Genomic DNA, 20,918 nt, shown 5'->3' on the forward strand with positions numbered 1-20,918 from the left:
ACTCCGGTTTCGATGACATACATACCCGATCCTGACTACCGCTTCCCTCACCCCCATATCCTGGGCATTGAGGGCTTGTCCCAACAGGACATCACCCATCTTCTCGACCTGGCGGACATATACGCAGACAGGAATCGGGGCCCGAACAAGAAATCCGATGCCATGCAGGGCATGACGGTCATCAACCTTTTCTTCGAAAATTCAACGCGAACGCGCACATCTTTCGAACTGGCTGCCAAGCGCCTGGGCTCAGACACGATCAACATGTCTGTCGCCACCAGTTCAGTGAAGAAGGGTGAGACGCTGATCGACACTGCCATGACGCTGAACGCCATGCACCCGGAGGTTCTGGTGGTTCGCCATGCAGAATCGGGCGCGACAAAGCTGTTGTCGGAAAAGGTGAACTGCGCCGTTATCAACGCCGGTGACGGTCAGCATGAACATCCCACGCAGGCCTTGCTGGACGCGCTGACGATTCGCCGCCGCAAGGGACGCCTGAACAACCTCACTGTCGCGATCTGTGGCGATATCGCCCACAGCCGCGTCGCCCGGTCCAACATCCACCTGCTGCAGACCATGGGTGCGCGGGTACGCTTGATCGCACCGCCGACCCTGCTGCCCAGCGCTGCGGACCGCCTCGGCGTGGAAGTCTTCACCGACATGCGGGAAGGTCTGCGTGACTGCGATATCGTCATGATGCTGCGCCTGCAGATGGAACGGATGCAGGGCGCCCTGGTGCCCAGCGTTCGCGAGTATTTCCGCTTCTTCGGCCTGGACCGTGCCAAGCTGGCCTATGCGAACCCGGATGCCCTTGTCATGCATCCCGGCCCCATGAACCGCGGGGTGGAAATCGATTCCGACCTGGCGGACGATATCGACCGGTCCGTCATCCGTGAACAAGTGGAAATGGGAGTAGCCGTGCGCATGGCCTGCCTGGATACGCTGACCCAGCCGATTCGGGAGCAACGCGCATGACCGATACACGTATTGCCTACCTCAATGCCCGTTTGCTGGATCCCGCCAGCGGCATGGATACCAAAGGCGCACTGCTGATCGAAAATGGCCGTATCGCGGACTTCGGGCCCCATCTCTTCAAAGGCGGCGCACCATCCGTCAGTCAGGTTGTTGACTGCAAGGGCATGTGTCTTGCCCCCGGCCTGATCGACATGCGGGTTCAACTGCGCGAACCCGGCGAGGAACACAAGGAAACCTTCGACAGCGCCAGTGAAGCGGCATCAGCCGGCGGCATTACGACGATGGTCTGCCTGCCGAACACCAATCCGATAATCGACGATGAATCCGGTGTGCAATATGTCGCCCGCCGTGCGCGCGACCTGAAACGCACCAAGATTTACTGCTATGGCGCGATCACCCAAAACATGGAAGGCAGTGAACTGACCGAAATGGGCCTGCTGAGCGAAGCGGGCGCACTGGCCTTCACCGACGGACAGAAAGCGGTGGCGAGCAGCAAGGTCATGAAACGGGCACTGTCCTATTCCAAGGCCTTTGACCTGCTGATGGTGCAGCACCCGGAAGACCCCGGACTGTCTGACGGCGGTGCCATGAACCAGGGAGAACTGGCAAGCCGCCTGGGCCTGTCCGGTATTCCGCCCCAGGCCGAAGTCATGATGATCGAACGCGACCTGCGCCTGGTGGAAATGACCGGTGCGCGATATCACGTCGCCCATGTCTCGACCCGTCTGGCGGTTGAAGCCATCAGAAAGGCCAAAGCTCAGGGTCTGCCAGTTACCTGCGACACGGCCCCGCATTATTTTGCGCTCAATGAAACGTCGGTTGGTGAATACCGGACCTTTGCCAAAGTCTCCCCGCCCCTGCGCGACGAGACCGATCGGCGGGCTATTGTCGAAGGCCTTGCCGATGGCACAATTGACGCTATTGCCAGTGACCACGCGCCACACGATGAAGATTCGAAACGCCTTCCCTTTGCACAGGCCGCCGCTGGTGTAATCGGACTGGAAACACTCCTCCCCATTACGCTGGAGCTGTATCACAACGGCCATATGTCGCTGCTGGATGCTCTCAAGAAAGTGACACAGGGGCCTGCGGACCTGCTCCGCCTTCCCAGTGGTCGGCTGAAACGCGGTGCGCCGGCGGATCTTTTCATCTTCGACACCGACAAGCCGAGAACATTGCGGGAAGAGAATTTCCGCAGCAAGTCCAAGAACTCTCCCTTTGACGGACGCCCGGTTCAGGGTGAGGTTCTGGCGACAATCGTCGATGGCCGCCTGCTGTTCCGCGGAGAAGGATTCTAACCATGGAAATGAATGTCGCCCTGTCTGCGCAACAGATCGGCCTGTCTGCAATCCTGGGATATGCCCTGGGGTCCATCCCTTTCGGGTTGGTCCTGGCGCGGCTTGCAGGATATGGCGACATTCGCAATATCGGTTCCGGTAATATCGGCGCGACCAATGTCCTGCGCACCGGCAACAAGCCACTAGCCTTTGCCACGCTTGTATTCGACATTGGGAAAGGCGCGGCGGCAGCCCTGTTGTTTGCCTATTTCCTTGCACCGCAGGCCGGGATCATTGCCGGGGTTGCGGCTGTTTTCGGACATAATTTTCCAATCTGGCTGAAGTTCAAGGGCGGCAAAGGTGTTGCCACCACCTTGGGAACGCTGGTCGCCATTGCCTGGCCGGTTGGCCTCGGGGCCTGTGCCACATGGTTGCTGTCCGCCCTGATTTTCAGGATATCCAGCCTGTCGGCACTGATCTCCCTCGCCGCCGCACCGGTTTTCGCTTACTTTCTCCATTTGCCAGAAGTGGCTGTCGCCGCCGCTGTCCTGGCCATATTGGGCTGGATCCGCCATCACACCAACATCCGCCGCCTGATCACCGGCAGCGAGCCCAAGATTGGCAAGAAAAACTCCTAACGCCAAATACCAATTGACCCTTTCGCTGTTAGCCGCCATCGTTCCCGCATGATGGAACCAGCCGACAACGAACTCTCCCATAGCGATCAAATCAGCCGATTACGCCTCATCAGAAGCAGCAATATCGGCCCCGCAACCTATCGCCAACTCCTGTCGCGATACGGTGATGCACAGTCAGCGTTGGATGCCCTGCCCGCTTTGGCGAAGACCGGTCGCAAGCGAAAGATCATGCTGTGTTCCAAGGCCGACGCTGAACGGGAATTCGAACAACTGGCAAAGCTCGGCGGGCGTTTCCTTTTTGACGGACAATCGGACTACCCGGCGCAACTCGCGGCGACAGAAGATGCACCGCCGGTTCTGACCACACTTGGCGACACGTCCCTTCTCAGCCAGACGACCGTGGGAATAGTGGGTTCCAGAAATGCATCGGCTGCCGGGCGCAAGCTCGCACGCCGTTTCGCGGAAGTCCTGGGCGACGCAGGTTTCATCATTGCATCCGGACTGGCCCGTGGAATCGACGCCGCCGCCCACGATGGCAGTATGAAATCCGGAACTGTTGCGGTCTTCGCCGGGGGAATTGATGTCATTTATCCCAAAGAACATGACAAGCTGGCAGCAGCCATTCGCCAGAATGGTGTGATTGTGTCGGAAACCCCATTGGGTACAAGGCCTCAGGCCCGTCACTTTCCGCGAAGAAACCGCATAATCTCCGGCTTGTCGGCTGGCGTGCTGGTCGTGGAGGCCGCCCTTAAATCCGGGTCACTGATTACCGCTCAATTCGCAGCAGATCAGGGGCGTGACGTCTTCGCCGTTCCTGGCTCTCCCCTTGATCCGCGATGCCGGGGTTGCAATGACCTCATCCGCAAAGGGGCCTGGATCACGGAAACACCGGACGACATTTTCCGCGCCTTGAGTAGTTTCAGCCTCCCCACACCTGCAAGACCATCCCAGGATACTGCACGCCCGCAAACAACCTCGGCCCCGTCAATGGAGACCGCATCTGTCCATTCAGGTTCCGCTGAGGAGAAAATCGTGGAGGCCCTCTCTCATACCCCTATCCAGGTCGATGAGCTGATCCGCGCGGTTTCCCTGTCGGCGGCAACCGTACAGGAGTCTTTGCTGTCGCTTGAACTATCCGGTCAATTAACCAGACATCCCGGCGGCTATGTCAGCCTGATGAAGTAGACAACAAGCAAGAACCGTCACTGTTAACCTTACCAAGGTTACTTCAACTTACTGTAATTTTTTATAAAATTCCGATGTTAATTCTTTCTTGAACTTTATCCTTTAACTTCTTTTTTATTGAGTTCGATTAACGATACGGATATCTTTTTCCAGATTCTTGTTGGTATAGAAGGCCATAGTGCAGAATGCCAATACGGCCTTCATAAAAGCCAAGGTTGCAAAACCAGGGCCCTCCCGAGCCAGAAGGCAAGCGACAGATGAGCGAAGTTAGTCCTGTGTCTTATGAGCGATTGTTACGACTCGCACATCAGCGTGCGATAGACGGGAAAGGTGGGCTTGCCGCCTCGATCGCTAAAATGTGCCTGGATTCACGGGCTGATCTGACCAAGCAGGAACTGGAACTCACCTTCGAAATCCTTCGTGAGCTGATTGATCAGGTGGAAATCGAGATTCGCCGCTATATTGCCGACTATCTGGCGGAGCGGACCGATGTTCCGGATGATCTTGTGGATTTTCTCGCCAACGACACCATCAATGTCGCCTACCCTATTCTCGTCCATTCCAAGCAGCTTACCGACGACTCGCTGGTAGAACTTGTCATGAAGCATGGCCAAAGCCACCAGCTAGCCATTGCGGAACGGGACGGCCTGTCTGAGATTGTCACTGATGCTCTGGTAGCGGCCGGTGACAATGAGGTCGCCATACAGCTTGTGAAGAATTACTCCGCCCGCATCAGCCGCAATTCCATGGAAGCTCTGGTAGACCGCTCCGAAGCCCTGGAGGGCCTGCAGGCGCCATTAACGAGACGCCGTGACCTACCGGAAGACCTTGCCCGCAGAATGTATATCTGGGTGGGTGAGGCCCTGCGCCAGCATATCATCCAGAACTTCAATATCCAGGATGATCTGGTCAATGCCGCCATTGCCGGTGCGGTCGAGGCCGGTATCGCCGATAGTGATGCAGTGGAAGATGTTCACGGTGACCGGCTGGTGAAGGCTCTGCACGAGGAAGGCAAGCAGGGTTTCCTTGCTGCCTTTTCCGCGGTTACGGGGCTGAACATGGCGACCGTGAACAAGATCTTCGATATGACCAGCCTGAACACCATTGCAATCGCCTGCAAATCAATTGATTTCAGCAAACAGAATTTCGGCCTGCTATTGCAACAACTGCTCGGCTCGAAATTCCAACAATACAGCAGCGCCGGTTTGTTTGAAAAAGCATTGCAGTATTTCGAACGGTTAGAATCGGCAAACGCCAAAGCGGCATTGGACAAATGGAAAACCGGCCCACATTAATGCCGGTCTCAGCAAGCAGCCTCAATTGCTTGATAACTCATCCAATTTATTGATACTCCCCTTCTCAATCCGGGAAGGGGACTTTTTATGGCTGACAAAATTCTACAATCCTATCACGCGCAAGGCTTCGACCTTCAGTACAGCGTTGAAGGCGACGGTCCGACGGCCATTGTCGTCGGCAGCGCCCTCTATTATGCGCGAACCTTTTCACAAGAGCTTCGCAAATCGCTAAAGCTGGTCTTCATGGATCATCGCGGATTTGCCCCGGGCAACAATTGCGAAGACCTGTCGCAATATGGCCTCGATGTTCTTGTCGACGATATCGAGGGGCTGCGGAAACATCTCGGACTGGGCCAGGTTATTATTGTCGGCCACTCCGGACATGCTTTCATGGCCCTTGAATACGCCAAGAAATATCCGGAAAACGTTTCCCATGTGGTGATGATGAATGTTGCACCGGACTACTCTCATGAAAGCCATGCAGCCGGGGAGCGTTATCTGCAGGAATCCGTGTCCCCCGAACGAAAGGCCTATCTGGGTGAACAGATGGGCAAACTTCCGCAGGAAATGGAAAGGGCACCGGAAAAGGCTTTCATCACCTACTGCCTGCTGACCGGTGCAAAAAGCTGGTATGACTATACCTTTGACGCGGCCCCGCTTTGGGACGGCATCGAGACCAACATGAGCATGTTCAACCATGTCTGGGGAGAGATTTTTCGCGATATTGATATCTCCGTCGGACTGGACACCCTGGACAAGCCCGTTTTTCTTGCGTTGGGGCGTTATGACTTCCTCGTACCGCCGGCATATTTATGGGAGCCCCTGCGCGATCATTTTCACGATCTCACGGTCCGGGTCTTTGAAAAAAGCAGCCATGCCCCTCATTACGAAGAACCGCAGGCATTTGATCGGGAACTGTTGGGCTGGTTGCAGGAAAAATGATTTGCGGGGATATGCAACAGACCGCATTCCCTTGATAATTAGCCTTAAAACCGATATTGCCCAGCTAACAATTTGGGATGGATGCCCTGTGTCATGGTTGACGGAGGCGTTCGCAACTGCCAATTCTGTAAACCAATCGCCACCGAAATACGGGATTGGGGTTCGATGGCTCGCGGGCGCTGATAATGTTTTCCAACCTGCATTGCGTGTCATCCATTAACCCCGAAGGCAGTCAAAAGATAAAGATAACAAAAGGCGGAAGAACGGAATGACCGCGCATAATGTCGTTATCGTCGAATCACCGGCGAAAGCAAAAACGATCAACAAATATCTCGGTAAGGACTATACGGTTCTCGCGTCCTTTGGTCATGTTCGCGATCTTCCCCCGAAAGACGGCTCGGTTGAGCCTGACAACGACTTTGCCATGCATTGGCTGGTGGACCCGAAGTCAAAGAAGCGTCTCGATGATATCGCAAAGGCCTGCAAAGGCGCGAGCAAACTGCTGCTCGCGACTGACCCCGACCGAGAGGGTGAGGCCATTTCCTGGCATGTTCAGGAAGAATTAAAACGGCGCAAGATTATTGACGGTCTGGATGTTTCCCGTGTCGTGTTCCACGAGGTCACCAAGAACGCCATCCTGCGCGCCATGGAAAATCCGCGTGACCTGAACCAGGAACTCATCGACGCCTATATGGCGCGCCGGGCTCTGGACTATCTCGTCGGCTTTACCCTGTCGCCGGTTCTGTGGCGCAAGCTGCCCGGTGCGAAGTCGGCCGGGCGCGTGCAGAGTGTGGCGCTGCGCCTTGTCTGCGAACGCGAAGGGGAAATTGAATCCTTCCGCCCGCAGGAATACTGGAGCATCGACGCACAGCTTTCCGCCCCCAGCGGCGACGGCTTTACTGCCCGCCTCACCCATTTGAACGGCACCAAGCTGGACAAATTCTCTCTGGGTGACAAGACGGCTGCCGATACGGCGCTGGCGACGGTAAAGAAAGGCCTCTTCTCCGTCCAGAAGATCGAGAACAAGACGGTCCGCCGCAATCCGTTCCCGCCCTTCACCACATCCACCCTGCAGCAGGAAGCAAGCCGTAAACTGGGCATGGGTGCATCCCGGACCATGCAGGTGGCCCAGCGCCTCTATGAAGGTGTGGACATCGGTGGCGAGACAGTCGGTCTTATCACCTATATGCGTACCGACAGCATCAACCTGAGCGGCGAAGCCATCGCGGCAGCCCGTAATCTGATCGGGTCCGAATTCGGGGATGCCTATCTGCCGGATTCCCCGCGGGTCTACAAAACGAAGGCAAAGAACGCACAGGAAGCGCACGAAGCAATTCGTCCGACGGACCTCAGCCGTCACCCGAAAGCCATGCGCTCCTATCTGGATAATGAACAGCTTCGCCTTTATGAACTGATCTGGAAGCGGACGATGGCCAGTCAGATGGCCAGTGCCATTCTGGACAAGGTTGCCATTGACCTGGCCAGCGACGACAAATCCGCGACCCTGCGTGCGAACGGGTCCATGGTCAAATTCGACGGTTTCCTCACGCTTTACACAGAAGACCGTGACGATCCCACCGATGACGATGATGATGATCGCCGCCTGCCGAAACTGACGGAAGGCGATGCGACGCCTCTCCTGAAGGCCAACGCGGAACAGCATTTCACCCAGCCGCCGCCCCGCTACACCGAGGCGAGCCTGGTCAAGAAAATGGAAGAACTGGGCATCGGGCGTCCGTCGACCTATGCATCCATCCTTCGTGTTCTCCAGGACCGCAACTACGTTGTCCTGGACCGCAAACGCTTTGTCCCGGAAGATCGCGGACGGTTGGTTACATCCTTCCTGACAGCCTTCTTCGAACGCTACTTCGACTATGATTTCACCGCAAAGCTGGAAGACGAGCTTGACCGCATTTCCAATGGTGACATCGACTGGAAGGCCGTGCTGCGGGACTTCTGGCTGCCATTTCAAGGCCAGTCCAACGACGCCTTGTCGCTGACCGGCACGGAGGTCCGCGAAACCCTCGACCGGGAACTGGGCGCGCATTTCTTTGAGGCCGACGAAAGCGGCGATACGGAAGCCGCCCGGAAGTGCCCCTCCTGTGGTGACGGGCGCCTGAGCCTGAATTTCGGACGCTGGGGGGCCTTTATCGCCTGCTCTAACTATCCGGAATGTCGCTACACGCGGCAATTGGGCGAAAGCGGCGACGGCAGTGAAGAAGGCGAAGTCGAATATCCGAAGGTTCTCGGCACCCATCCGGACGATGGCCAGGAAGTCAGCCTGCGCAAGGGCCCCTATGGCGTCTACGTCCAGTTGGGTGAGCAGGAAGGCAAAGGGAAAGGCGCGACCAAACCCAAACGAACGTCCCTTTTGAAAGGCATGAAGCCGGAAGAAATAACCCTGGATGTGGCCCTGCGCCTGTTGTCCCTGCCCCGTGATCTGGGCACGCACCCGGAAAGCGGCGAACTGATCCAGGCAGGCGTTGGCCGCTACGGCCCTTATCTGAAGCACGGCAGCGCCTTTGTCTCCTTGCCGGCAGACGATGATGTTCTGACCATCGGCATCAACCGGGCTGTGGAAGTCATCGCCCAGGCAGGTACCAAGGGCAAGGCCATCGCCAAGAAGGAAATCGGACCGCACCCCGAAGATGGTGCTATGATCACCCTTCAATCGGGACGCTATGGCCCTTATGTGAAACATGGCAAGACCAATGCCTCTGTTCCCAAGGGTGTGGAAGTTGACGATGTGACCGTTGAACAAGCGGTCGAATGGCTGGCGGCCCGGGCAGCAAAGGTCAGTGCCAAAAAAGCCTCTGCCAAAAAGACGACCGCGAAAAAAGCGTCGGCAAAAAAGGCAACCGCCAAGAAAGCCAAGGCAAAGAAAACCACGGCTAAAAAGACTTCCGCCAAAAAGGCATCAGCCAAGAAATCCGCGGCGAAAAAGGCCGCAGCAAAGAAAGCCGGATAGCGCGTGAGCAAAAAGGAGAAAGGGCCTGTTCCCCTTCCAACGAAAGAACAGGTTCTTGAATTCATCAACAACAGCCCGACGCCGGTAGGCAAGCGGGAACTGACACGTGCCTTTCATATCAAAGGCGCAATGCGCAATGATTTTCGCGCCCTGCTGAAACAGTTGCAGGACGACGGCCTGATTGACCGTGGACGTGGCCGTAAAATGGGGATGCCGGGCGCCCTCCCCGAAGTCGGCATTATTGAAATCACCGAAATCGACCTTGATGGTGAATTGATTGCCCGTCCGGTGAAACTCGATCCGGACGAAAAATCCATCCCTCGAATCCTGGTGCTGCCATCGCGGCGCATGGGGGCCGCACCGAAGGTTGGCGACCGCGTGCTGGCACGCCTGCGGCGCATCGGCGAAAACGAATATGAAGCACAGCCGATCCGACTGCTTAAACCGGGCGCACAAAAGATACTGGGCATGCTGGAACAATCCCGGCATGGCTGCATCCTGCATCCGACCGACCGGCGTAACAGCAAAGAATATTTCATTCCGGAGCAGGACCTGAAGGGCTGCAAGCCCGGCGACCTCGCCCTTGCAGAACCGGTGGCGGGCAAGGCCCTTGGTATTCAGGCGGCCCGCGTGGTCGACCGCGTCGGGGCCTTCTCCGATCCCAAGGCCTTCAGCCTGATTGCAATCTACAGTCAGGGAATTCCCCATGAGTTTTCTGAAAAAGTTCTGAAAGAAACAGACGGGCTCAAAGCGGCGGAACTGGGCAAACGTACCGATCTGCGTGATGTGCCTCTGGTCACAATCGACGGCGCGGACGCCCGCGACTTTGACGATGCCGTCTGGGCGGAACCGGACGATGATCCAAAGAATGAAGGCGGTTGGCATCTGCTGGTGGCGATTGCCGATGTTTCGCATTACGTGACGACCGATTCGGCTTTGGATAAATCCGCGCTGGAGCGTGGCAACTCCGTCTATTTCCCGGATCGCGTCGTGCCGATGCTGCCTGAGCGGCTTTCAAACGACCTATGCTCGCTTCGCCCGAACGAAGACCGTGCCTGCCTGGCTGTCCATATGTGGATTTCCAGTGATGGCCGTCTGCTGCGGCACCAATTTGTCCGTGGCCTGATGCGCTCTGCCGCGCGCCTTACCTATGAACAGGTCCAGAAGGCGCAGGACGGTTATGCGGACGATGAGACAGCCCATCTGCTGGACCCGATCATCAAGCCGCTCTACGGGGCTTATAAGGCCCTGGCGCGCAATCGGGCACTACGCGGCACCCTCGAACTGGATATCCCGGAACGCAAGGTCCTGCTGTCCGACGATGACAAAGTCGAGGCCATAGTCGCCCGTGACCGGCTGGACAGTCACAAGCTGATCGAAGAATTCATGATTACGGCCAATGTGGCCGCCGCCGAGGCGCTGGAGGCCAAGAAGATGCCGGTCATGTACCGCATCCATGAATCTCCCAGCCTGGACAAACTGGAAGCCTTGCGCGAAAGCCTGGCCGGAATGGGACTGAAACTGCCGAAAGGCAATGTTATCGAGCCTCAGCATTTCAACGGTCTGTTCAAACAGGTCGCCGGCACCGAAAAGTCGCATATCGTCTCCGAAATCGTACTGCGGTCCCAGGCCCAGGCTGTCTACAGTCCTGAGAATGCCGGTCACTTTGGACTGGCCCTGCAGCGTTATGCTCATTTCACCTCGCCAATCCGCCGTTATGCGGACCTTCTGGTCCATCGTGCCTTGATTCGCGGATACAGGCTGGGTGACGGGGGCCTCAAGGATGAACAGGCGGCAACCTTCTCAGAAATCGGTGAAGCGATCTCACTGACGGAACGACGCGCCTCCATGGCAGAACGCGATGTCGTGGACCGCTATGTGACCGCCTATCTCGCGGATCGAATCGGTGCGGAATTCCGTGGCCGTATCAACGGTGTGACCCATTTCGGCCTGTTTGTCACTCTGGACGAGACCGGCGCCGACGGGCTTATCCCGGTCAGCAGCCTGCCCTTCGACCGATACGTCCATGACGAAACGGCCCATGCCCTGATCGGCACGCAGACCGGCCTCACCTACACTTTGGGGGAAAAGGTCACTGTATCGCTCAGTGAGGCGGACACGGTCACCGGTGGTATGGTCTTCGTGATGGTCGAAGGCGGAAAGATCGATACAGCCGCGAAGAAACACGCGCGCCGCCTGTCTCCGAAAGGAAAACGCGGCGGCCCACGCGGACGCAACAAGTCATTTAAGAAGAAGCCAAAGCGGCGTTAGGCCAACTTTCCCGCAAAGCCACTTTGTTCCGGGACCAAGCTGCGCTATTACTTGGCCTGGTCACCTGGATGGGAAAGCCTTGTTGAAACGATCCGCCCCTTTTTGCTCTGGATTTCGCAGTGCCCTGTGCGCCGCGCTTCTTTTGGCGCTGGCATCCTGCAGTACGGCACCGTGGAATGGCGCGGAAACCATCCAGCCCACAATGACGAAGGGCCTGGGCAGCATCTACCAGTACTATGTAGACCCTGTTCACATTCAGGCGTTGTCTGTTGCGGGCCTAAGAGCCGTCGCGGCACAGGACAAAAGCCTTACGCTGTTTCCATCACAGAAATACCTGAATGTTTTTCGGGATAGGGAAATCGTCAGCCAGGTTCCCTGGCCGCATTCAGACTATCCTGCCAACTGGGCCCTGTTTTCCATTGCAGTCCTTTCCGACTTGCGCAGCATATCCGACGAAATAGTCCAATTGAACCAAGACGAGATCCTGCACAGCTATTTCATGGGTGTTTCATCCCGGCTGGATCGCTTCACCCGCTATTCCTCGCCGGAGCAGGCTGCCTTGCAACGCGGGGACCGGGAGGGGTTCGGCGGCGTGGGCCTTTCGCTGGAACAGGGCGACAATGATTTCCGTATTACGGCCATCGCCGCCGACAGCCCGGCGGCGCGCAGCAACATTTCCATTGGCGATTCTCTCACCGCCATTGATGGCAGGGGTATCCGCGATTGGACCCTGGACGATGTCTTGCGCGCCTTGCATGGCAGGGTCGGGACAACTGTACGGCTCGCGACCACATCGGCGGAAACCCTGATACCGCGGGAACAGATCCTGAGGCGGCGGGAGATCATTCCCAATACAGTCAGCTTTCGGCAACTGAAACACTTCCCGACCATCCGTCTGAGCCGCTTTAACAAGAAAACCTCCGAGCGGGTCGCAGATATGGTTGAGCGCCTGAAAGAAAACAGCGGCACGGAAATCGCCGGCCTAGTGATTGACCTGCGCGGCAATCCCGGCGGCCTCCTGGACGAAGCAGTGGAAACAGCGGACCTGTTCCTTGACAGCGGCGTGATCGCCAGCACGACGGGACGCCACCCGCAAAGCGACCAACAGTTCAATGCCACGTCAGGCGATATGCTTGACGGTCTGCCAATTGTCGTCCTGATTGATGGCGGAACCGCCAGCGCCGCCGAAATCCTGGCGGCTGCCCTGCAGGACCACAGGCGGGCCGTTGTGGTCGGCTCGGTCAGCTACGGCAAGGGAACGGTTCAAAAGATTGTTCATATGCCAAATAACGGCGAACTGGCCCTCACCTGGGCCCGCTACCTGACGCCGTCGGAATATGCTATCCACGATTTCGGGGTTCTCCCCAATATCTGCACGATTCACTATGAGAACGGCGTTGCCGCCGTGTTGAAAACACTGCGTAAATCTCCCTGGCAGGCAAATATGCGTTTCCGCTATCTACGCAGTCTCCAATATCTGGGCCATGATCAGGTGAAGGAATTCCGCGCCTCCTGCCCCTGGAATGGGCGAACGCCGCAACAAATCGACATAGATGCGGCCGATGCACTCTTGAGCGATTCGGGCCTCTATGAAGATGCTCTCAATCTGGGCAACCGGGTCTATGCCGTCAGATAACGGCACCGTCTCCCCGAAACCGGCCGCAAGCCTCGTCCTCTTAAGGGGCCGGGACGAACAATGCGAGGTCATGATGGGCCGACGTCATCCGGACCTTCGTTTTATGCCCGGTTATTTTGTATTTCCCGACGGCAAACTGGACCAAAGCGACTATGACGATCTGGATCTGGTCGTCGAAACCTTCCATCTTCACAACTTCGCCCCGATCAAGGGCGTCTTCAATACCCTCACGTCCCGGCTTGCGGCCATCCACATCATGGCAGCCATGCGCGAATGCCATGAAGAAACAGGGTTTGCCCTGGCGATAGAAGACACCATCCCCTTCTTTGAGAATTTGCACTGCATCGCGCAGGCGATCACGCCGAAGAGCAGTCCAATTCGCTTCGACACACGGTTTTTCCTAGGCGAAGGCGACCGTTTCCAACCAAAAGCCGCGCCGTCAGGCGAACTTGTTGATGTCGACTGGTACCCCGTCGCCAATATATTGCGGTCGCCCCACCTTGCAGATGTAACCGAGTTTGTCTTGAAGGAGGCCCTTCGGCACTGGTCCGGGAACCACGTGGCTGACGCGGTTGTGCCTGCCCTGACCTATGATGAAGGCGACGTTATTATCACGCGGGACGAGGTCATATAGATCAATGCTTGACTTCACGCTACGGCCATGTATTTTCCGCGTCGGAATTTTAGAAACCAGCGCCTCGGGCGCCAATCTGGGAAGAAAAACATGGCTAAACCTGCCACGATGCAGATCAAGCTGGTTAGCACCGCAGACACCGGTTACTTCTACGTTACCAAGAAGAACCCGCGGAACCTGACCGAAAAGTTGGAACTGCGTAAATACGATCCGAAAGTACGCAAGCACGTCATCTTCCGTGAATCGAAGATGAAGTAAGCGCAAGCTGCTTTGGAAAGAAAGGCTGCCTCGGGCGGCCTTTTTTGTTGCCAAAATTTCGCAATAAAAAAAGCCGGAGGCGCTGGGCCCCGGCTTTTTCCGTTCTCAAATTCCTATCAGTTCGGCAGTGGCGGGTCGCCTGCGTCTTCAACGACAAGATCACCCTCTTCCGTAGACACCACAACCCGGTTACGTCCCTGATTCTTGGCGGCATAAAGGGCGTCGTCCGCCCGGCGGAACAAGGCGTCAGCCGAATCGCCCGCTTCCTGCATCTGGGAAATACCAATGCTGATCGTAATGGGCACGCCATCGGGTTTTTCCCGGAAGGTGAACGGATCTTCCGCAATATAGGCGCGCAGACGTGTGGCGACTGAAGAGGCTGTCGCAATGTCTGTGTCCGGCATAATCACGACAAATTCCTCGCCACCCATACGGGCAACGGTATCAACGTTCCTGACGTTGTGAATGACCCGCTGGGAAAGCTGTATCAGAACCTCGTCACCAGCAGGGTGACCGTATGAGTCGTTCACCGCCTTGAAGAAATCAATGTCGAACACCAGCAGTGACATCGGCTTGCCCGCCCTGGTGTGATGGTCGATCATCCCGCCAAGGTGCGTCATGACATAGCGCCGGTTATAAAGCCCTGTCAGCGCGTCTGTCAGGGCCATGGCGAGGCTGCGTTCATAGTTGTCGCGCAGCCTGTCCTGATAGCGCTGACGCCTGATCTGTGTGCGCGATCGCGCCAACAGTTCGTTCCGGTCGATGGGCTTGATCACATAGTCGTTGATACCAAGGTCCAGCCCCTTGGCCAGACGCTCGTCATCATCTTCCTCAACGACCATCAGGATGGGCGTTGAACGTGTCTCGTCCCGGGCGCGCACCTGGCTGCAGAAACGCAAGGCATCCTCTTCACGCAGGCGCAGGTTCACAATAATCAGCTCAAAACGCATGCGCCGTAGCTGCGCCATCCCGTCGCTGACATTGTCAACGGCGGTCACCGCGTTGTCGTCACGCTCCAGCGTCTCGACAATCTTGGTCCTGTCCACCTGATTGTCTTCAACAACCAGGACATGGGCGCGCGTGGCATCCACGGCGGACAGCGGCTCCTCATTGCGCAGGACACCCAACTGTCCCGATGTTTCCTCGCGAAGGCGCCATTCATCCGTCATCATTTTGAGACGGACAAGCGAGCGGACCCGCGCAAACATCGACACGTCATTCACCGGTTTGGTGAGAAAATCATCCGCACCGGCCTCCAACCCACGCACACGGTCCGCGCTGTCCGACAGCGCCGTCACCATGACAACTGGAATATGCATGGTTTTCGAATTTTCTTTGATTCGGCGGCAGACTTCAAAACCGTCCATTCCCGGCATCATGACATCCAGAAGGATGATATCCGGTGAATGCGCCTCGACAGCATCCAATGCAGATGGACCATCATAGGCGGTGATAACGTCGAAATATTCGCTGGAAAGCTTGGCTTCCAACAGTTTGACGTTTGGTTTTAAATCGTCAACGACAAGAACCCTAGCGGTCATGAGATATCTACCGCGTTCAGTTTAAGAACTTTTCAATGGTCGCCAGGAAGTTGCTAACAGAGATTGGTTTGGCGATATACGCCTCACATCCGCCTTCGCGGATTTTCTCTTCGTCCCCCTTCATGGCGAAAGCCGTCACTGCGATTACGGGAATGGCCCGCAATTCGTCGTCTTCTTTCAACCATTTGGTGACTTCCAATCCCGATACTTCCGGGAGTTGAATATCCATCAGGATCAAATCGGGCTTCTTTTCCCGCGCCATTTTCAGCGCTTCCATTCCGTCCCGTGTCTCAAGGATGTCGTACCCGCGCGCTTCCAGCAGGTCGTGAAAGAGCTTCATGTTAAGCTCGTTATCCTCGACAATCATAACCGTTTTGGACATGATGCCTCTCTACCCCACCTTTCGCGCGGCCCATCCTGATTTCCTGCCCAACCGCGCCTCAATATATAACTAATTGCTATCCTGAATCTTTTTGTATGACAACATACTTACCCGGGAAAGACCACCAAAAAGAAAGTAATAGCAAAATCGAGATTTCATAATTTGTCGGGAACAAAAAAATATCAAAAGAAGTTCTCATGAAGGCCAGTAAAGATACCCGTGGAAATGATTATCACTAGCGGATATGGGCTGTTCTAAAACCTCCCCTATTCCGCTATAAATCTGGCATCCTCAGGCGGACATTTCGAAGATGCGCGATCCTTACCATGACTATAACAGCCTGTGCCGCGATTGCCTCCACGTCTGGGTGGCCGCGACAGCCGACCGCCGCTGCCCGCAATGCGGCTCACCGAAAACGGTATATCACCCGGAACTGGGCCGGTTATCCATTGCCCATATAGACTGCGATTCTTTCTACGCCTCCGTTGAAAAACGGGACAATCCGGACTTACGGGACAAGCCGGTTATCGTTGGCGGGGAACATCGGGGCGTTGTTGCCGCAGCCTGTTATGTCGCGCGGGTCTATGGCGTGCGATCAGCCATGCCCATGTTCAAGGCCCTCCAGGCCTGCCCGAACGCTGTCGTCATCCGGCCGAATATGCAGAAATACGCCACAGTCGGGCGAACCATCCGCGCAATGATGCAGGAAATCACGCCATTGGTTGAACCGATCTCCATTGACGAAGCTTTCCTGGACCTCACCGGAACAACAAGGCTTCACGGTCGCTCACCAGCCGCCAGCCTCGCCCACCTGGTGACCCGAATCGAAAAGGAGGTCGGGGTCACCGCGTCAGTCGGTTTGAGTTACAATAAATTCCTGGCAAAAATTGCCTCGGACCTGGAAAAACCGCGCGGTTTCGCGGTGATCGGACAAGGCGACGCGTCGTCGTTTCTAGCCACAAAACCCGTCTCGATCATCTGGGGTGTCGGCAAGACCCTGAACAAAAAGCTGGAACAAGATGGAATCCGCGCCGTAGGCGACCTCCTTCCATTCGACCAGATTGAATTGCAGATGCGATATGGGGCGATGGGTAAACGCCTCTATCATTTTGCCCGGGGGCAGGACGACCGGAAGGTAGACCCGACCTCAGAAACCAAGTCGATTTCCGCGGAGACCACATTCGCCAAGGACATCACCAGCTACGACGCCCTGTGTCATGCCCTGTGGCCGTTGTGTGAAAAGGTGGCTTCACGCTTCAAAAAGGCGGAACTTGCCGCACGTACGGTCACCCTGAAACTGAAGACAGACCGCTTCAAAACCATTACACGCAGCCGCACCTTGCACGACCCGACACAATTGGCAGAGAATTTCTATCGTGTCGGCTGCGAGTTACTGAAGGCGGAAGCAAATGGCACGGCTTTTCGATTAATGGGAATCGGCGGCTCCGAAATGGCCGCCCCTGCGGATGCCGATCCTTTCGATCTGGCGGACCCCGGTGCCAAGAAACGCGCCGACGTGGAAAAGACCATGGACGCCATTCGGGCAAAGCTCGGCGACAAGGCATTGATCAAAGGACGTTCGCTGGCAGACACAGAAAACAAACCTGACAGGTCTGGCGTTAGGCAAAAGATTCCGCAGCCTCAAGGCAAAAAAGACCGCTCCACGTGATCTGCGCTCCGGGCGAATCGCAATATTCCTATGGAACACCCTGCGAATCTGGTATTGGCACATTGTTTGCTCTGTCCTGGGTTAAGGGAAGGACCATGCAAAAACAGTCGGGAGAACTGTGGTGAGCCAACATCCGGACTCGTTCCTGTTGCCGCCTGAGGAGGACGCGGAGACTCTCCGTATTCGCGCTGTCGCCGCGCGTTTGCTGGCGGCAATCGACCCCAATGCGGAACCGGGCCCGTCCTACCGCCGTCTGTTGGAATCAGCAATCAAGGATGCTGTGGACGCACAGGAAGCCCTGGAGAAGGTTGGCCGGGAGCTGGTGCGTCTTCGCGAGTTGTCCGTAACAGACGATGTCACCGGCGCCCTTAACCGTCGCGGTTTCCGTTGCGCCCTTGATCGCAGCCTTGAACGCGCGCGCCGCCACGGCGAGGTCGGAATGCTGCTATTGGTTGACCTCGACAGTTTCAAGCAAGTGAATGACACCTTTGGCCACACGGCGGGTGATCTGGTTCTTTCTTCCGTCGCAACCCTGCTCAAAAAACAGACCCGCAAACTGGACGCCGTGGCGCGGCTCGGCGGGGATGAGTTCGCGATACTCCTCGCCAATACCGATGTAGACAACGGTACCAGCAAAGCGCGTTCCCTGGGCCACGCCCTGAACAGCCTTGTCGTTCCCTGGCAGGGCAAAGGCATTCAGGTGACCGCCAGTATCGGCGTGGAAAGCTATAATGCGCAGACCGACGCCGATCAGGTCATGCACAAGGCGGATATCAAGATGTATCGCAGCAAGAGAAGCAGTCCTTCTCAGGAACAAGCCGGTGCATCCTCCACATGGACCCGTTTTGCACGCATGCGCTGATCGTTGCCGGTTTTTCTTTCCTTCCAAGACAAAATTCCGCTATTACCTTCTGCCCATACAAAACATTGTATGGGCTTTATTATTGCTGGCATGGGATACAGAAAATGGACCGCAAGGACTTGTCTCGGACAGAGTTGGAAGAAGGCACGGTTTTCGTTCCAAAATTCGATCAGGACGGCTTGATTCCCGTCGTCACCACCCATGCGCAGACCGGCGATGTCCTGATGATGGCCTATATGAATGAAGAATCCTTACGCCAGACCATAAAATTGGGCGAAGCTGTCTATTGGAGCCGAAGCCGTCAGGAAATCTGGCACAAGGGCGCAACAAGCGGACAGGTGCAAAAGATTGTCGAAATCCGCACGGACTGTGATCAGGATGCGATTTGGATCAAGGTTCTGCCCGGCGGTGACGGCGGATGCTGTCATGTTGGTTTCGAAAGCTGCTTTTATCGCAACATCCCCGTCGGTGGCGAGGAACTTGAACGCAACGACGTGAAGCGCCTTCGCTGATCCGTGCGATCAGGTTTCGTATTTGGAAACCTCGATAAGATTGCAATCCGGATCACGGAAATAGACCGACATGATCGGCCCGATCGCCCCGGTGCGCGGAACCGGGCCCTCCAGTATTTCAATGCCACAGCTTCCCAGATGAGTGACCACATCCTGCGGCGCGGCTGTTGTGATCAAACACAGATCCCCGGTCCCGGGCCCGGCAACGGCGGCCTTCGGTTCCTGTTCCTGGCCGACCAGATGCAGATTGATCTTCTGGTTTCCAAACCGAAGGGCCACACGGTCATCCCCAAAAACTTCCCGGACCATGCCAAGGGCCTTTTCATAGAAAGCACAGCTACGTTCAATGTCTGCAACTGTCAGGACAATATGGTCGATCCGCTCGATCTGAAATCCCATCGCTCTGCCTAGCCTCTTCCCTTCTGTCACATGTCATTCATTCTGCAGCAACCGGCTGACCCGGCAGCTTTTTCACCCCGGGAAGCATAACCGCCGCAATAAAAGCCAGGAACGCGGCAACCGCCAGTCCCAGGAACAGCCATGTGAAGTCTCCGGTCCTGTCGCGGACAAAAGAGATGATTTGCAGTCCAAGAGGCGCTGCGCCGAATGCCAGCACGTATTTCGCGCCAAAGGCAAGGCCTCTGTGGCTGGCGGGGGCATATTTGAACAGCAGCATATTTTCCGCCGGCAATGTCCCGCCGCTTGTCGATGCGACCAGCAAGGCGACCACAAAAACGGGCAGGCCACTCAAAAGGCCCAAGGCTGTCAGGAAAGCAATCTGCAGACCCCAGCCTATGGCATAGACACGCTTCAAAGGATAGCGGTCCGCCAGCATACCGCCCAGAACCTGCATCAACGCCGCAACGGTATAGACAATGCTAACCAGCATCGCCGCATGAGACACCTGACCGTCCACGAATCCGGAAAGCCGTTCGGAGAAGAATTTCGGCAATGCGGCCTGGGTCGAATTATAGACCACACCGGCGACAAACATTGTCAACATCAGGATCAGGAAGACCCGCATTGCACCTTGATTGCCCGTCGCCTCCCTTTTCTTTTCTGCCAACCCGGTGGAAACCAGCCTTCCGGTTGTAATGCACAAGACCATAACGACGCCTGTTCCAACCATCACAATGCCCGGAATAAAGAACGCCCAACGCCAGCCCGCATACTCAGCCAGAAATCCGGTCGCCAGCGCCGCCGCTGCTGGCCCCAGGCCACCAAACAGCCCGTTAACGGCCAAGGCAACGCCGGTGCGCTCCTTTGCATTGGCAATCAGCCAGGGAATGCCGACAGGATGATAGATTGATGCGAAAATCCCCAAAATGGCGAGGACAATGACGATCTGGTCGGGGCCATTTGCAAAGCCGCTGGCCAGCATCGCCGCCCCCATGCCCAGAATGCACAGCGCCATCATTCCCCGGGCACTCCACCGATCCGCCAGACGTCCTGCGGGAAGGGCTGCGAGGCCAACGAAAAGCGCACCCCAGGTCCATAACTCGTTAATCTCGTAGAATGGCATTTTCCATGCCTGCTCAAGCGCCAGGGCCACGGTAAAGAACATCGCCGTTGCAAAATGCATATAGAAATGCCCCAGACAGGAAAATCCCATCGCCAGCCTGGAAGTTACAGATGTCATGATGCAGCCCGCCCTCGAAATTCCGTATCAATAAAGCTTAGTCTGTTCCTCCGCGGGACTAAATGCTACCGATGGATTTTAACCGTTTCCGCCAAAGAACAACTGAGATTTACTGCTTAATACATTGTATTTTATACTTATTCTATATTTATACCGCCAAGAATTTCGCCAACTGAAACAAATCGGTCATCAACTGCTGCTAATGACCTCTGCTTATGTCGTTAGTCTCTAATA

General features: G+C 56.2%; 18 protein-coding genes. 14 read left to right on the forward strand and 4 right to left on the reverse strand.

The annotated features are described in order from the left end of the window. Positions 1-12 precede the first annotated feature (12 nt). The 11 genes from IF205_RS14280 to rpmG all read left to right on the forward strand — a co-directional run bounded on the left by IF205_RS14280 (position 13) and on the right by rpmG (position 14,079). Positions 13-975, forward strand: coding sequence for an aspartate carbamoyltransferase catalytic subunit (locus IF205_RS14280; protein WP_259780030.1), 963 nt, complete (start codon positions 13-15; stop codon positions 973-975). Then, complete coding sequence (locus tag IF205_RS14285) at positions 972-2,273, forward strand: dihydroorotase (protein ID WP_259780031.1); 1,302 nt, start codon at positions 972-974, stop codon at positions 2,271-2,273. The genes IF205_RS14280 and IF205_RS14285 overlap by 4 nt, the downstream gene beginning before the upstream one ends. 2 nt (positions 2,274-2,275) lie before the next feature. After that, positions 2,276-2,890: a glycerol-3-phosphate 1-O-acyltransferase PlsY gene (plsY, locus tag IF205_RS14290; RefSeq protein WP_259780032.1), complete on the forward strand. Its 615-nt coding sequence runs from the start codon at positions 2,276-2,278 to the stop codon at positions 2,888-2,890. Between the two features lie 48 nt (positions 2,891-2,938). Further along, entirely contained in the window at positions 2,939-4,075 is a 1,137-nt protein-coding gene (gene dprA / locus IF205_RS14295) for a DNA-processing protein DprA (protein WP_259780033.1), read from the forward strand. A 257-nt stretch (positions 4,076-4,332) separates the two neighbouring features. Then, positions 4,333-5,370 carry a DUF2336 domain-containing protein gene (locus tag IF205_RS14300; RefSeq protein WP_259780034.1) on the forward strand — a complete coding sequence of 346 codons (1,038 nt, stop codon included), beginning with the start codon at positions 4,333-4,335 and terminating at the stop codon, positions 5,368-5,370. A gap of 87 nt (positions 5,371-5,457) precedes the next feature. Beyond that, on the forward strand, positions 5,458-6,312 hold the full coding sequence (locus IF205_RS14305; protein ID WP_259780035.1) for an alpha/beta fold hydrolase: 855 nt from the start codon (positions 5,458-5,460) through the stop codon (positions 6,310-6,312). A 268-nt stretch (positions 6,313-6,580) separates the two neighbouring features. Then, a complete protein-coding gene (gene topA / locus IF205_RS14310) occupies positions 6,581-9,280 on the forward strand; it encodes a type I DNA topoisomerase (protein ID WP_259780036.1) in 2,700 nt (899 codons plus the stop codon). Between the two features lie 3 nt (positions 9,281-9,283). Further along, positions 9,284-11,551, forward strand: a complete 2,268-nt coding sequence (gene rnr / locus IF205_RS14315; RefSeq protein ID WP_259780037.1) for a ribonuclease R — start codon at positions 9,284-9,286, stop codon at positions 11,549-11,551. A gap of 202 nt (positions 11,552-11,753) precedes the next feature. Next, positions 11,754-13,187, forward strand: a complete 1,434-nt coding sequence (locus IF205_RS14320; protein ID WP_259780038.1) for a S41 family peptidase — start codon at positions 11,754-11,756, stop codon at positions 13,185-13,187. Beyond that, on the forward strand, positions 13,174-13,821 hold the full coding sequence (locus IF205_RS14325; RefSeq protein WP_259780039.1) for an NUDIX hydrolase: 648 nt from the start codon (positions 13,174-13,176) through the stop codon (positions 13,819-13,821). Before IF205_RS14320 ends, IF205_RS14325 begins: the two co-directional genes overlap by 14 nt. Before the next feature lie 90 nt (positions 13,822-13,911). Continuing rightward, positions 13,912-14,079, forward strand: a complete 168-nt coding sequence (gene rpmG, locus IF205_RS14330; RefSeq protein WP_259780040.1) for a 50S ribosomal protein L33 — start codon at positions 13,912-13,914, stop codon at positions 14,077-14,079. A gap of 116 nt (positions 14,080-14,195) precedes the next feature. Here the strand turns inward: rpmG and IF205_RS14335 are convergent, their stop codons facing one another. Beyond that, complete coding sequence (locus IF205_RS14335) at positions 14,196-15,620, reverse strand: PleD family two-component system response regulator (protein WP_259780041.1); 1,425 nt, start codon at positions 15,618-15,620, stop codon at positions 14,196-14,198. Between the two features lie 16 nt (positions 15,621-15,636). Beyond that, on the reverse strand, positions 15,637-16,002 hold the full coding sequence (locus tag IF205_RS14340; RefSeq protein ID WP_259780042.1) for a response regulator: 366 nt from the start codon (positions 16,000-16,002) through the stop codon (positions 15,637-15,639). 310 nt (positions 16,003-16,312) lie between these two features. Between IF205_RS14340 and IF205_RS14345 the strand changes: the two genes are divergently transcribed. The 3 genes from IF205_RS14345 to hisI all read left to right on the forward strand — a co-directional run bounded on the left by IF205_RS14345 (position 16,313) and on the right by hisI (position 19,045). Further along, complete coding sequence (locus IF205_RS14345; RefSeq protein WP_259780043.1) at positions 16,313-17,671, forward strand: DNA polymerase IV; 1,359 nt, start codon at positions 16,313-16,315, stop codon at positions 17,669-17,671. 121 nt (positions 17,672-17,792) lie between these two features. Then, entirely contained in the window at positions 17,793-18,533 is a 741-nt protein-coding gene (locus IF205_RS14350) for a GGDEF domain-containing protein (RefSeq protein ID WP_259780044.1), read from the forward strand. 104 nt (positions 18,534-18,637) lie between these two features. After that, the gene (hisI, locus tag IF205_RS14355; RefSeq protein ID WP_259780045.1) at positions 18,638-19,045 is read left to right on the forward strand and encodes a phosphoribosyl-AMP cyclohydrolase; all 408 of its coding nucleotides are present in this window, start codon (positions 18,638-18,640) and stop codon (positions 19,043-19,045) included. Between the two features lie 9 nt (positions 19,046-19,054). Here hisI and IF205_RS14360 read toward each other — a convergent pair whose 3' ends face one another. Then, a complete protein-coding gene (locus IF205_RS14360) occupies positions 19,055-19,444 on the reverse strand; it encodes a VOC family protein (protein ID WP_259780046.1) in 390 nt (129 codons plus the stop codon). Positions 19,445-19,481: 37 nt separating this feature from the next. After that, positions 19,482-20,684 carry an MFS transporter gene (locus tag IF205_RS14365; RefSeq protein WP_259780047.1) on the reverse strand — a complete coding sequence of 401 codons (1,203 nt, stop codon included), beginning with the start codon at positions 20,682-20,684 and terminating at the stop codon, positions 19,482-19,484. Positions 20,685-20,918: the final 234 nt, after the last annotated feature.

This window comes from Aestuariispira ectoiniformans, assembly GCF_025136295.1.
Taxonomy (GTDB): Bacteria; Pseudomonadota; Alphaproteobacteria; order UBA8366; family Aestuariispiraceae; genus Aestuariispira_A; species Aestuariispira_A ectoiniformans.

Bases quoted from the DNA above. Each gene is read 5' to 3' on its own strand.
- IF205_RS14345 (WP_259780043.1), top strand. From the start codon at position 16,313: ATGCGCGATCCTTACCATGACTATAACAGCCTGTGCCGCGATTGCCTC.
- plsY (WP_259780032.1), top strand. From the start codon at position 2,276: ATGGAAATGAATGTCGCCCTGTCTGCGCAACAGATCGGCCTGTCTGCA.
- IF205_RS14335 (WP_259780041.1), bottom strand. From the start codon at position 15,620: ATGACCGCTAGGGTTCTTGTCGTTGACGATTTAAAACCAAACGTCAAA.
- rpmG (WP_259780040.1), top strand. From the start codon at position 13,912: ATGGCTAAACCTGCCACGATGCAGATCAAGCTGGTTAGCACCGCAGAC.
- dprA (WP_259780033.1), top strand. From the start codon at position 2,939: ATGATGGAACCAGCCGACAACGAACTCTCCCATAGCGATCAAATCAGC.
- IF205_RS14300 (WP_259780034.1), top strand. From the start codon at position 4,333: ATGAGCGAAGTTAGTCCTGTGTCTTATGAGCGATTGTTACGACTCGCA.
- IF205_RS14340 (WP_259780042.1), bottom strand. From the start codon at position 16,002: ATGTCCAAAACGGTTATGATTGTCGAGGATAACGAGCTTAACATGAAG.
- IF205_RS14280 (WP_259780030.1), top strand. From the start codon at position 13: ATGACATACATACCCGATCCTGACTACCGCTTCCCTCACCCCCATATC.
- IF205_RS14305 (WP_259780035.1), top strand. From the start codon at position 5,458: ATGGCTGACAAAATTCTACAATCCTATCACGCGCAAGGCTTCGACCTT.
- IF205_RS14365 (WP_259780047.1), bottom strand. From the start codon at position 20,684: ATGACATCTGTAACTTCCAGGCTGGCGATGGGATTTTCCTGTCTGGGG.
- hisI (WP_259780045.1), top strand. From the start codon at position 18,638: ATGGACCGCAAGGACTTGTCTCGGACAGAGTTGGAAGAAGGCACGGTT.
- IF205_RS14325 (WP_259780039.1), top strand. From the start codon at position 13,174: ATGCCGTCAGATAACGGCACCGTCTCCCCGAAACCGGCCGCAAGCCTC.
- IF205_RS14320 (WP_259780038.1), top strand. From the start codon at position 11,754: ATGACGAAGGGCCTGGGCAGCATCTACCAGTACTATGTAGACCCTGTT.
- IF205_RS14285 (WP_259780031.1), top strand. From the start codon at position 972: ATGACCGATACACGTATTGCCTACCTCAATGCCCGTTTGCTGGATCCC.
- topA (WP_259780036.1), top strand. From the start codon at position 6,581: ATGACCGCGCATAATGTCGTTATCGTCGAATCACCGGCGAAAGCAAAA.
- IF205_RS14360 (WP_259780046.1), bottom strand. From the start codon at position 19,444: ATGGGATTTCAGATCGAGCGGATCGACCATATTGTCCTGACAGTTGCA.